This window comes from Streptomyces sp. NPDC007084, from assembly GCF_040703595.1.
GTDB lineage: Bacteria > Actinomycetota > Actinomycetes > Streptomycetales > Streptomycetaceae > Streptomyces.
Map to the genome: position 1 here is coordinate 40,875 of NZ_JBEYFY010000025.1, position 12,507 is coordinate 53,381.

A 12,507-nucleotide genomic window follows, 5' to 3' on the forward strand; every position below is an offset into this window, starting at 1 on the left:
CAGACCCTAGTGGGCGCCGGTCACGCCCCGGTCACGCGCGTCCGCGAGGCGCCGCCGCTCAGCCGAGGCCGCCCGCGCGGACCAGGCCCGTCTCATACGCCAGCACGACCACCTGGACCCGGTCGCGCAACCCCAGCTTCGTCAGGATGCGCCCCACATGGGTCTTCACGGTGGCCTCGGAGAGGACGAGCCGCGCCGCGATCTCGCCGTTCGACAGCCCCTGGGCGACGAGGATCATGACCTCGCGCTCGCGGTCCGTGAGCCGTTCCAGCCCCTTGTGGCGGGGTTCGCCGCCGGTGCTGGGCAGCATCGGCGCGAACCGGTCGAGCAGCCGGCGGGTGGTGGACGGCGCGACCACCGCGTCCCCGCTGTGCACGGAACGGATGGCGGTGAGCAGTTCGCCGGGCGGCACGTCCTTGAGCATGAAGCCGGACGCGCCCGCCTTCAGCCCGGAGAACGCGTACTCGTCGAGGTCGAAGGTGGTCAGGATCAGCACCTTCGGAGGGTTCGGGTCCGAGCAGATGCGGCGGGTGGTCTCCACCCCGTCCAGCTTCGGCATACGGACGTCCATCAGCACCACGTCGACCTCGGTGGCGGCCAGCACCTGGAGGGCCTCGACGCCGTCGCCCGCCTCGGCCACGACCTCCATGTCCGGCTGGGCGGCGAGCACCATCCGGAAGCCGGTGCGCAGCAGCACCTGGTCGTCGACGAGCATCACGCGGATCGCCATCGGGGTCCTTTCCCTTCGTACGTTCAAGGCCGTCCACGGGTGCCCCCGTGGACGGGTGTCAGCGGTGTTCACGCTCAGGCGGTGTACAGGTGTCAGTGGGCCGGTTTGAGGGGCAGCAGGGCGCTGATGCGGAAGCCTCCGCCCGGGCGCGGCCCCGCGTCCAGGGTGCCGCCGACCATGCCGACGCGCTCGCGCATGCCGATCAGGCCGTGACCCTGCCCGTCGGCGCCGCCCTCCTCGTACAGCTCGTGGGGTGCGCCCTTGCCGTCGTCCTCGACCAGCAGGCCGAGCCCGTCGTCGAAGTAGACCAGGCGCACGCTCGCCCCCGCGTTCGGGCCCCCGTGCTTGCGCGTGTTGGTGAGCGCCTCCTGCACGATGCGGTACGCGGTCAGCTCGACGCCGCTGGGCAGCGGGCGCGGGGTGCCCTCCACCTTGAAGTCGACGGGCAGGCCGGAGGTGCGGCACTGCTCGATCAGGTCGTCCAGTTGCTCGACGTCGGGCTGCGGCACGTACTCGCCGCTCTCCTGGTGCTCGCCGGTGCGCAGGACGCCGAGCAGCCGGCGCATCTCGGCGAGCGCCTGGCGGCCGGTCCCGGAGATCGTCTCCAGGGCCTTCCTGGCCTGGTCGGGGGCGGTGTCCATGACGTAGGCGGCGCCGTCGGCCTGGACGACCATCACCGACACGTTGTGCGCGACGACGTCGTGCAGCTCGCGGGCGATCCGGGCGCGCTCGGCGGCGACGGCCACCTTGGCCTGTGCCTCGCGCTCCTTCTCCAGCCGGGCCGCGCGCTCCTCCAGCTGGGCGAGATAGGCCCGGCGGGTGCGGATCGAGTCGCCGAGCACCCAGGCGAGCGCGAAGGGAACCGTCTGGAAGATCGCTATGAGGACGCTGCTCAGGGCGCCCGACTCGTTCGCCGGCCAGCGGATCTGCGCGATCGTGCCCGCGCACAGGCCGCCGATCAGCCCGAACCGGGAGGCCCAGCGCGCCCCGTCCGCGGCGACCGTGTAGATGATCACCAGCATCGCGAAGTCGGCGGACATCACCTCGACGTCCACGACGACCTGGACGAAGCCCATGGCGGCGGCCAGGACGAGCATCTTCTCCGGCATCCGGCGGCGCAGCGCGACGACCACGCACAGGAAGAACGCGATGGGCAGCGTCTCGGCGAACGACCCGTGGTGGTCCTCGACCCCGTCGACACTGACGATGTTCACGCCGGTGATCCCGAGCAGGACGACGGCCCAGAAGCCGTCGACCCATGTCGGGTGCCTGCGGAGAAAGTCGTAGAGGCGCTGCACGTAACCCAGAGTAGGGAAGCGTGCTGTGTGCAGGGGTCAACCGGAGGATCGATCCATGACCGCCCCTCGTACTCCCCAAGGTGGAGGGACCCCGCCTCCCCGCACTTATCGTGTCCCGGTGACAGCGACGAGGAGCCCCGGGACGGAACGCCGGTGGCGGGGGTGGCGGGAGGCCGCCGAAGAGGCGCTGTACGGGCCCTCCGGCTTCTATCGCAGGCCCGAGGGTCCCGCCGGGCACTTCCGGACCTCGGTGCACGCCTCCCCGCTCTTCGCGGCGGCCGTGGCGCGGCTGCTGTGCCGCCTCGACGCGACGCTCGGCCGGCCGGCGGAGCTGGCCTTCGTGGACATGGCCGCCGGGCGCGGCGAGCTGGTGTCCGCCGTCCTGGCCGGCCTCCCCGCCGAGGTGGCCGCCCGGGTGCGCGCGTACGCCGTCGAACGCGCCGGACGGCCGGCCGGACTCGACAGCCGGATCACCTGGCTCGCCGAGCCGCCCCGGGGCGTCACCGGGCTGCTGTTCGCCAACGAGTGGCTGGACAACGTGCCCGTGGACGTCGCCGAGACCGACGCGCGGGGGGTAGCGCGGCTGGTCCTGGTGGCCGACGACGGCACCGAACGCCTCGGGGACCCCGTCGAGGGCGCGGACGCGGACTGGCTGCGCGCCTGGTGGTGGCCGGCGGCCGAGGCGCGCCCCGAAGGGGCCAGGGCCGAGATCGGGCTCCCCCGCGACCTGGCCTGGGCCGACGCCGTGGCCTCGCTGGACCGGGGTCTCGCCGTCGCCGCCGACTACGCGCACACGGCCGGGCGCCGGCCGCCCTTCGGGACCCTCACCGGCTTCCGGGACGGCCGCGAGACCACGCCGGTGCCGGACGGCTCCCGTGACATCACCGCGCATGTGGCGCTCGACGCGTGCGCGCGCGCCGGGGGGCACGTGACGACCCAGCGGGCGGCGCTGCGGGCGCTGGGCGTGCGCGGCGCGCGCCCCCCGCTCACGCTCGCCTCGACGGACCCCGCCGCCTATGTGCGCGCCCTCGCGGGCGCCGGGGCCGCGGCGGAACTCACCGCGCCGGGCGGCCTCGGCGACTTCGGCTGGCTGATCACCCCCGTCGGCCTCCGGGACACCGAGAAGACCGCGCACGGGGACGCGGACCGCGCCGGCCCGGCGGACGGCGACCCCTTCGCGGGGCTACTTGTCGATGTCCCCGACCACGAAGAACAGTGACCCGAGAATCGCCACCATGTCGGCGACCAGCGTGCCGGGCAGCAGCTCGGTGAGCGCCTGGATGTTGTTGTACGACGCCGACCGCAGCTTCAGGCGGTACGGCGTCTTCTCGCCCTTGCTGACGAGGTAGTAGCCGTTGATGCCGAGCGGGTTCTCGGTCCACGCGTACGTGTGTCCCTCGGGCGCCTTCAGGACCTTGGGGAGCCGCTGGTTGATCGGCCCGGGCGGCAGCTCGGCGAGCCGGTCGAGGCAGGCGTCCGCGAGGTCCAGGGAGACGTGTGTCTGCTCCAGGAGGCATTCGAAGCGGGCCAGGCAGTCGCCCTCCCGCCGGGTGACGACCCGCAGGGTGTCCTGGAGGTCGGCGTACGCGAGGTAGGGCTCGTCGCGGCGCAGGTCGAAGTCCACCCCGGAGGCGCGCGCGATGGGACCGCTCACCCCGTAGGCGTGCACGGCCTCCGCCGACAGGGTGCCGACGCCGCGGGTCCGGCCCCGGAAGATCTCGTTGCCGAGCACCAGGTCGTCGTAGACGCCCATCCGGGAGCGCAGCGCGGCGACGGAGGCCCGGGCGCGGCCGGCCCAGCCGGCCGGCAGGTCCTCCTTGAGGCCGCCGACCCGGTTGAACATGTAGTGCATGCGCCCGCCGGAGATCTCCTCCATGACGTGCTGGAGTTCCTCGCGCTCCGTGAAGGCGTGGAAGATCGGCGTGATCCCGCCCAGCTCCAGGGGATAGGACCCGAGGAACATCAGGTGGTTGAGGACCCGGTTCAGCTCGGCGAGGAGCGTACGGGTCCACACCGCGCGGGCGGGCACCTCCATGCCGAGCATCCGCTCCACGGCGAGGACGACGCCCAGCTCGTTGGAGAAGGCGGACAGCCAGTCGTGCCGGTTGGCCAGCATGATGATCTGACGGTAGTCGCGCGCCTCGAAGAGCTTCTCCGCGCCGCGGTGCATATAGCCGACGACCGGCTCCGCGTGCTGGATCCGCTCGCCGTCGAGCACGAGCCTCAGCCGCAGCACCCCGTGCGTGGACGGGTGCTGGGGGCCGATGTTGAGCACCATGTCGGTGCTCTCCGCGGCGCCGCCGATACCGACCATGGTCTCCGTCGTAGGAGTCATGGACACAGTCTGTCGTACGTACGCTTGCCCCATGGAGACGGGGAGCACGGAGACGGGAAGCACGGAGACTGCCGAGGGCACGACGCCCGAGCCGGTGTGGGCCGGACTGCCTCCGGGGCTGCTGCGGATGCGCCGCCTGCTGCTGGTGGTGTGGCTGGGACTGCTGACCGCCGCCGTCGGGGTGCTCCTCGGCGTGTTCGCCGGCCCGGGCTGGGCGCTGTTCGCGCTGCTCCCGCTCGCCCTGGCCGCCTGGGGCTGGCGCATGCTGGGCCGCAACTGGCGCTCCTGGCGGTACGCCGAACGCGCCGACGACCTGCTGATCAGCCGGGGCGTGCTGTGGCGTGAGGAGACCGTCGTGCCGTACGGGCGGATGCAGCTCGTCGAGGTGACCTCCGGGCCCGTCGAGCGGCACTTCGGGCTCGCCGGGGTGCAGCTCCACACGGCCGCCGCGGCGACCGACGCCCGCATCCCCGGGCTCGATCCGGCCGAGGCGGAGCGGCTGCGGGACCGGCTGACCGAACTCGGCGAGGCCCGATCGGCGGGCCTGTGACCACGGCCTCCCCGGGCCCGAAGGGTCCGCCGCCCGCGTCCGGAACGCCGGTCCCCGCCGGCCCGGCGCCCGGGACCGCCGCTCCGGCTCCCGCGACCGCGTCACCGGGCGACCGGGGCGGACCGCGTGGCCGGGGCGGTCCGCCTGGCCGGGAACCGTGGGTCGAACGGCCCGGCGACCAGAGCGACCAGGGCTACCAGGGCGGGCCGCTTGGCCAGGAGCCGTGGGCCGAGCGGCGGCTGCATCCCGTGACGCCGTTCCGGCGGGCCTGGGCGCCTGTCGCCGTGCTCGCCGGCTGGGCCGTCCACGACCCCAACCAGGCGCAGGAACAGCTCACCCGGCTCACCACGACCGCGCTGCTCGTCGGGCTCGCCGTGATCGTCCCGGGCGCCGCCCTGTACGGCTTCCTGAGCTGGTGGTTCACCCACTTCGCGGTGACGGACACCGAACTGCGCATCCGTACCGGCCTGTTGTTCCGGCGCACCGCGCACATCCGGCTCGACCGGCTCCAGGCCGTCGACGTCACCCGGCCGCTGCTGGCCCGGGTCGCGGGAGTCGCCAAGCTGAAACTCGACGTCGTCGGGGCCGACAAGAAGGACGAACTCGCCTACCTCGGCGAGGAGGAGGCCCGCACGCTGCGCGCCCTGCTCCTCGCCCGCGCCGCCGGATTCACCCCGGAGGCGGCCCGCGAGGTCGGCGAGGCACCGGTACGGCGGCTGCTGCACGTGCCGCCGGGCGTCCTCGCCGTCTCCCTGGTGCTGACCGGCGCCACCTGGGGCTCCCTGGCCGCCGCCCTCGTCGTACCGCCGCTGCTGTGGTTCGCCACCCACAGCGTGTGGACGGTCCTCGCGACCGGCGTGCCGCTGCTCGGCGCGGCGGGCGCGAGCAGCGTGGGGCGCTTCGTCGGCGAGTACGACTGGACGGTGGGCGAGTCCCCCGACGGACTGCGCATCGACCACGGGCTCCTGGACCGCGCGCACGAGACGGTGCCGCCCGGCCGGGTTCAGACCGTGCGGATCGTCGAGCCGCTGCTGTGGCGGCGGCGCGGCTGGGTACGCGTCGAGCTGCACGTGGCCGGGTCCTCCAACTCGGTCCTCGTACCGGTCGCCCCGCGCGAGGTCGCCGAGACCGTGATCGCCGCGGTGCTGCCCGGGGTGACCGTCCCGGCCTCCCTGGACCGGCCGCCGCGGCGGGCCCGCTGGTGCCTGCCGCTGTGGTGGCGCGGCCACGGGCTCGCCGTCACCGGCACGGTCTTCGCGGCGCGGCACGGTCTGCTCCGGCGCGGTCTCTCCCTGGTCCCGCACGCGAAGGTGCAGAGCGTCCGGCTCACCCAGGGGCCCTGGACGCGGTTCAAGGGGCTCGCCGACGTCCATGTCGACACGGGCGCGGGCAACACGGTGACGGCCCGGCTGCGGGACGCCGCCGAGGCGAGGGACCTGCTCCAGGCCCAGGCAAACCGCTCCCGCACGGGCCGCCGGGAGGCCCGACCGGACCGGTGGATGGCCTGAGGGGGGCGGGATTGACGGGGGGCGGGCGGACCTGAGGGGGCTCGGGGTACACGCGTGCGTGGCGGAGGCTGGGCGCCCGGCGCGCGGGGCGGGAAACGCGCGGGGCGGGGAAAGGGGGTCACGCGCGTGCGCGCGGGACGGCGGCGAACGCGCACGCCGTGTCGCGGGCCTTCGTCACGTCACGCGTGCGCGCGCGGGACGCGGGATTCCAGAGGCGGCGGCAGGTCTTGCAGGCGGGCCACGCGTGCGTGGGCGGGACGGCGCCCGGAGGCGGCGGCCGGGCGGGGACAGAGGTGAGGGCGGTGGCGTCAGTACGCCACCGCCCTCATCCCGAGTTTCCCGTTGTCAGCGCCGGACGCGCCCGCCGCACCGTACGCGCCTCACGCGCCGTACGCGCCCGATGTGCCGGTGGGGTCAGGAAGCCGCGCTCCGCAGTCCCGCCACGTCGATCTGCTCGGTCTCGTCGTGTTCCGTCAGGTCGATGACCTGGCCGGTCCGGAGCGTGGCCTCGTTCGCGGGCTTGAACCCGGACTCGGCCTCCTCCTTGTGCAGGGCGAGCGCCTCCTGTCCGACGACATCGGCCAGGTCTTCGTTCTGCACGGCCTCCAGCGTGGCGGCGTCGGACGCCCCCTTCTGCGTACCGAAGAAGTCGAACCCGCCCTCCACCGAGGGCCGGCGCACCGGCGCGGTGGGCGGTACGACCGCCACCGCCGTCGGCACGGTGAAGTGCCCGGACCGCTTCACGGGCTCGGCGGCCTTGACGGGGTGCTGCGCCCGGGCCGCCGGAGCCGGCAGGGCCGCGCGGGAGGGGGCCGTCGGGGCGGACGGGCGGGACGGCGAAGGCGTGGCCTCGGCGGTCGCGCGCTGATGCCCGCCGACCGCCTCGGGCTTCCCCTGCGCCCCACCGTCCTCCGCGCCGCCGCCCGAGGCCGGACCCGGTCCGGTGGAGGGGCGGCCCGCCCCGGTGGCCGGACCCGGACCGGGGTTTGCCGGTCCACGGCGTGAAGTGCCCTTCGGGGGCTCGCTGTTCGTACCCGGGGTCGCCGCCGGCCGGCCGGAAGCGTTCTGCCGGGCCGCCGCCGCGTTCTTGCGGGCCGCCGCGTCCTTCACGGCCGCGTCGAGCGCGGACTCGCCGGGCTCGGGGCGCCCCTCCTGGGAGACGGCCTGCGCCCCGTCCGTGTCGCCCTCGGCGTCCGCGTCCGTGTCGGGTGCGGCATCGGGGTCCGGGTCGGCGTCGGGGTCACTGTCGGCGGCGTCGGCCTTGGTATCGGCCTTGGTGTCGGCCTTGGTGTCGGCCTTGACCTCGGACTCGGACTCGGCCTCGGCGCCGGTCTCGTCCTCGGACTGCGCCACGGCGACCGATCCCGGGGTGGCCGCCTCGGCGCCCTCCTGCTCCGGGCCACCGCTCGCTATCCGGCTCAACGCGGCGCCCGCCCGCAGGAACAGACCCGAACCGGCCGGGGAGAAGACCTCGGCGGGCCGCTCGGCACCGGCCTCGGACTCCGTCGCCGAATCCGCCTCCGTGTCGGTCCCCGTCCCGGCGTCGGCGCCGGAGTCCGGGACGTCGGAGTCCGTGACGTCGGGGTCCGTGGCGTCGGCACCCTCGGACGACGTGTCGTCGTCTCCGGCCACCGCCTCGGCGTCCTCCGCCGTCCCGCCCGCTTCCGAAGTCGCGGAACCGGCCGGGCCGTTCGCGCCCGCGCCCGCGCCCGCACCCTTCGCGCCCGGCGCATCCGAAGCGCTCTGCGTGCCCCGCGCGGCCTGCGCGCCCCTCACCGAGTCGGCATCCTCCGCCCCGGAGACGGCCTCCGCCCCGGAGGCCCCCGCCCGCTTCGCCGCCGCCCCCGGCGCCTCGGCGACGCCGAAGAAGCCCGCCGGGTCGACGGGTTCCGGGACAGCGGGAGTCTCCGGGACGACGGGCGCGTCCGGGACGGCCACCGTGTCCGGAGCGGTCCGCGCCGCCGGGAGGGCCCGGGTCGGGACGGCCGCCTCGATGGCGAGCTGCCGGCGCCCCTCCAGGGCGGTCGCCCGCTCCGTCTCCGCGGTCGCGTACCGCCGCAGCAGCGCCGCGTGTTCGTTGCGCAAGTTGGCCAGCTCGGTGCGCTTGGCCCGGAGCTTGTGCTCCAGCTTCACGCGCAGCTCGCGCGATTCGTCGAGGTCGGTCTCCAGTTCGGCGACCCGCTCCTCGTGACGCCACTCGTCGCTCGCCCGCGCGCGCGTGAGGTCGGCGACCCGTTTGCCCGCCGCGGTGTCCCAGCGGCGCATCACGACCGCACCGGCGACCGCCGTCACCGCGGCGCCCGCGGCCAGCACACGGAGCACGGCCGGCTCCGTGAACAGCCAGGGCCCCACGGCGCAGACGAGCGACACGCCGGCGATCGCCGAAGGAGGCAGCAGCCTGTGCAAGGGCGGGGAATGGCGATGGCGTCCACGTGGCATGGCCAGAAACTTACCGCGCGTAGGCGAATCGTGGTGCCCCGCACGGTAAAAACACAGCCACCCCGGAGGCTTTGTCGCGTACCGGCCGTCGACAGGACGTGTCCCTTGTCCCGCAAGGGCCGTCGCAAACCGGCGGCCCCTCACGCCCGTTGATCAATTGGCGCCGCTCCGGGGGCCGTCATCCCGCCGGAATCACCGCGTCGGAATCGACGTCAGGGGGCGGGCATTTCCCCGGGACGCATTTCCCACGCGCCGCACCGAATTGGCACGGCACCGGACCGGCCGGCCCCGACAGCGTCTCGGCGCCGGCCCCCGCGACCGCTCACCCCAGGCCCCCGCGACCGCTCACCGCCTGCCCCGGTGGACGCTCGCCACCGGCCCCGGCGACCGCTCACCGCCTGCCCCGGGGACCGCTCACCGCCTGCCTCAGCGGTCGCTCAGCCGTCCGCTCATCCACTGGAGCGCCGCCGGGATCTCCCGCCGCCAGGTGTTGAAGTTGTGGCCGCCGCTGTCGAGGATGATCGACGAGATCCGCGTACGGCCGGTGGCCTTGGCGAGGTCTATGAAGGCGAGCGTGTCCTTGTAGTTGGACTCGCCCAGCTTGCTGCTGCTGACGAGCAGTGAGGTGTCGGGGGCCGGACGGTTCTTCAGGTACCAGCGCAGGTCGGCGTTGTCGCGCAGCGCCTTGTCGCCGTGGAAGAGGTCGCCCGTCGTGCGGTCGATCGGCGCCTTGTAGTACGCGGACAGGCCCGCCCCCGCCGCGTACACCCCGGGGTGGTGGACGGCCAGCTTCAGCGCGCAGTAGCCGCCCGTCGAGTCGCCGATGACGCCCCAGCTCCCGGGCTTCGTGCCGACCCGGTAGTGCGCCGAGACGGCCTCGGGCAGGTCCTGGGCGAAGAACGACTCGGCCTGCGGCCCGCCGGGGACGTCCACGCACTCGGTGTCGCGCGGCGGCGCCACGGTCGGCCGCAGCATCACCAGGATCATCGGCTGGATCGTGCCGTTCTTGGCCAGCCTGCTCGCCGTCTGCGGGTAGCGCAGGCCCTTGACGAGCGCGCCCGCGGTCCCGGGATAGCCGGTCAGCACGGTGACGGCCGGGAAGGTCCGGGTGCGGTAGCGGGGCTGGAAGTACTCGGGCGGCAGATAGACGTACGCCGATGTGGCGATCCGGGTCGTCCGGCCGACGACGTCGATCTTCTGGATCTGGCCGCCGACCCACCGCCGGGAGCCGCCCGAGACGTTCACCTGCTGGGTGTCGACCACCTGGAGGGGGCCGCCGCCCGCACCGCCCGCGCCGTTGTGGTCGACGACCACGCCCTCGCCGTGCTCCTGGCCGAGCAGGTCGGCCCAGCTCGCGTAGAACCCGAACGCCTGGTTGGTGCCGAGCCCCACGCAGGCGAACAGCGCCAACTGGGTGGCCAGCAGCAGGCCCACGCGCCCGCTGACGGCCCGCCAGGTGCGCCGCGCGAGCCGCGGCCACCACCACACCGTGCCCGCGAACAGCAGCACGGCCAGCAGGACCGCCAGTACCAGCACCTTGTCGCTCGTGAGACCCATGAGCTGCTCCGCCCGCGCTTTCCGTCCCGGCCGTCCCGCTCCTTCGCGAGGCCTTGCCCTGGACTTTCCTTACCTTTTGAACCGGCTTTCCGGAGACGAGTGAACCTGTGTCCCCAAGACACCGTCCTAGAGGGCGCAATGTCGCCGGATGCCGGAATGGCACCGGATTCAAGGTCTCTCGCGGAACTACGGGATGCGATGTCTGTCAGGGTAGATGGGGAAATGGTGGGCGAGGTTCCGGGCCGGACGGGGCGGACGCGGCGCATACTGCGCGGTCCGAGCCCCGAGGCCGTTCCCGCCCTGATCGCCAGGGCCTGCACACTCGTCGGTCTCCTGGACATCGCCGCGGGCGTCTTCCCGCGCTTCCGTCACAGCCGTATGCACGCCCTCGCGGAAGTGCTGCCCGGCTCGTTCGGCCCGTTCGCCGCGGCCCTGTCGCTCAGCGCCGGGGTGCTCCTGCTGCTGCTCGCCCACGGGCTGCGGCGCCGCAAGCGCCGGGCCTGGCGGGCCGCGGTGGTCCTGCTCCCGGTCGGCGCCGTCGCGCAGTTCTCGTACCGCCACTCGCTGATCGGCGTCGTCATCTCGGCGGCGCTGCTCGCGCCGCTGCTGCGCCACCGCGACGAGTTCGCGGCCCTGCCCGATCCGCGCAGCCGCTGGCGCGCGCTCGCCAACTTCGTTCTCATGGGCGCCGGTTCCCTCGTCCTTGGACTCCTCATCGTCAGCGTCCACGAGAACCGCATGATCGGCGACCCGAGCCTGGCCGACCGGATCACCCACGTCCTGTACGGGCTGGTCGGCTTCGAGGGTCCCGTCGACTACGCGGGGCCCACCTCCTGGACCGTCGCGTTCTCCCTCGGCGCGCTCGGCTGGCTGACCGCCGTCACCACCGTCTATCTCGCCTTCCGCCCCGAACACCCGGCCGCCCGCCTCACCGAGGACGACGAGGTCCGGCTGCGCGCGCTGCTGGAGAAGCACGGCGGGCGGGACTCGCTCGGCCACTTCGCGCTCCGCCGCGACAAGGCCGTCGTCTTCTCGCCCAGCGGCAAGGCGGCGGTGACCTACCGGGTGGTCTCCGGGGTGATGCTCGCCAGCGGCGACCCCATCGGTGACGTCGAGGCCTGGCCGGGCGCCATCGAACGCTTCATGGACGAGGCCCGGGCACACTCCTGGACGCCCGCCGTCATGGGCTGCTCCGAGACGGGCGGCGAGGTCTGGACCCGCGAGACCGGCCTCGACGCGCTCGAACTCGGCGACGAGGCGGTGGTGGACGTCGCGGATTTCTCCCTGGCCGGGCGCGCGATGCGGAACGTGCGCCAGATGGTGAAGCGCATCGAACGGGCTGGCTACGAGACCCGGGTACGGCGCATCCGTGACCTCGGCGAGGGCGAACTGGACCGGATACGGCGCGCCGCCGAGGACTGGCGCGGCACCGACACCGAGCGCGGCTTCTCCATGGCGCTCGGCCGGATCGGCGACCCCTCCGACGGGGACTGCCTGATCGCCACCGCCCACAAGGCCGACGACCAGCCCGGCCAGTACGGCGACCTGAAGGCCGTCCTGCACTTCGTGCCCTGGGGCACCGACGGGGTCTCCCTGGACCTCATGCGGCGCGACCGCGCGGCCGACCCGGGCATGAACGAACTCCTCATCGTGGCCGCGCTCCAGGCGGCCCCCCGCCTCGGCATCGCCCGGATCTCCCTCAACTTCGCGATGTTCCGCGCGGCACTCGCCCGCGGCGAGAAGATCGGCGCCGGGCCGGTGCTGCGCGCCTGGCGCGGGCTGCTCGTGTTCCTGTCCCGCTGGTTCCAGATCGAGTCGCTGTACAAGTTCAACGCGAAGTTCCGCCCCCGCTGGGAGCCGCGCTTCGTCGTCTACGCCTCCTCCCGCGACCTCCCGCGCATCGGCCTCGCCGCCATGCAGGCCGAGGGCTTCGTCACCCTCGCCCTCCCCCGCCTGCTGCGCCGCCGCCCCCGTCCGCCGCGCCCCTGCCCCCACGCGGTGTCCGACCGGGGCGTCCGGGCGGCGTAGCCGGAACACCGGCCGCCCCCGCCCCGGGCGCCCTCGGACGGCCCGCCCTCCCCGGCGGGCCG

General features: G+C 74.2%; 9 protein-coding genes. 4 read left to right on the forward strand and 5 right to left on the reverse strand.

Translation table 11 applies throughout. The features are described 5' to 3' along the window. Window positions 1–58 precede the first annotated feature (58 nt). Both AB0912_RS21120 and AB0912_RS21125 read right to left on the reverse strand, forming a co-directional pair. Window positions 59–730, reverse strand: coding sequence for a response regulator transcription factor (locus AB0912_RS21120; RefSeq protein WP_366701897.1), 672 nt, complete (start codon window positions 728–730; stop codon window positions 59–61). 92 nt (window positions 731–822) lie between these two features. Continuing rightward, window positions 823–2,028 (reverse strand): sensor histidine kinase, encoded by a 1,206-nt coding sequence (locus AB0912_RS21125; protein WP_366701899.1) that lies wholly within the window; start codon window positions 2,026–2,028, stop codon window positions 823–825. Window positions 2,029–2,146: 118 nt separating this feature from the next. On the opposite strand from AB0912_RS21125, the gene AB0912_RS21130 reads away from it, so the two are divergent. Then, window positions 2,147–3,247, forward strand: a complete 1,101-nt coding sequence (locus AB0912_RS21130; RefSeq protein WP_366701901.1) for an SAM-dependent methyltransferase — start codon at window positions 2,147–2,149, stop codon at window positions 3,245–3,247. On the opposite strand, the gene AB0912_RS21135 is transcribed toward AB0912_RS21130, so the two are convergent. Beyond that, window positions 3,212–4,363, reverse strand: a complete 1,152-nt coding sequence (locus AB0912_RS21135; RefSeq protein WP_366701904.1) for an NADH-quinone oxidoreductase subunit D — start codon at window positions 4,361–4,363, stop codon at window positions 3,212–3,214. The two genes, AB0912_RS21130 and AB0912_RS21135, sit on opposite strands and share 36 nt — an antisense overlap. 31 nt (window positions 4,364–4,394) lie before the next feature. On the opposite strand from AB0912_RS21135, the gene AB0912_RS21140 reads away from it, so the two are divergent. Together AB0912_RS21140 and AB0912_RS21145 are read left to right on the forward strand one after the other, a co-directional pair. Next, the gene (locus tag AB0912_RS21140; RefSeq protein ID WP_366701906.1) at window positions 4,395–4,913 is read left to right on the forward strand and encodes a PH domain-containing protein; all 519 of its coding nucleotides are present in this window, start codon (window positions 4,395–4,397) and stop codon (window positions 4,911–4,913) included. Further along, complete coding sequence (locus AB0912_RS21145; protein WP_366701999.1) at window positions 4,898–6,421, forward strand: PH domain-containing protein; 1,524 nt, start codon at window positions 4,898–4,900, stop codon at window positions 6,419–6,421. Before AB0912_RS21140 ends, AB0912_RS21145 begins: the two co-directional genes overlap by 16 nt. Window positions 6,422–6,835: 414 nt before the next feature. Here the strand turns inward: AB0912_RS21145 and AB0912_RS21150 are convergent, their stop codons facing one another. Both AB0912_RS21150 and AB0912_RS21155 read right to left on the reverse strand, forming a co-directional pair. After that, complete coding sequence (locus AB0912_RS21150; protein ID WP_366702001.1) at window positions 6,836–8,818, reverse strand: hypothetical protein; 1,983 nt, start codon at window positions 8,816–8,818, stop codon at window positions 6,836–6,838. 468 nt (window positions 8,819–9,286) lie between these two features. Then, window positions 9,287–10,417, reverse strand: coding sequence for an alpha/beta hydrolase-fold protein (locus tag AB0912_RS21155; RefSeq protein ID WP_366701908.1), 1,131 nt, complete (start codon window positions 10,415–10,417; stop codon window positions 9,287–9,289). Between the two features lie 222 nt (window positions 10,418–10,639). Between AB0912_RS21155 and AB0912_RS21160 the strand changes: the two genes are divergently transcribed. Continuing rightward, complete coding sequence (locus AB0912_RS21160; RefSeq protein WP_366701910.1) at window positions 10,640–12,445, forward strand: phosphatidylglycerol lysyltransferase domain-containing protein; 1,806 nt, start codon at window positions 10,640–10,642, stop codon at window positions 12,443–12,445. Window positions 12,446–12,507: the final 62 nt, after the last annotated feature.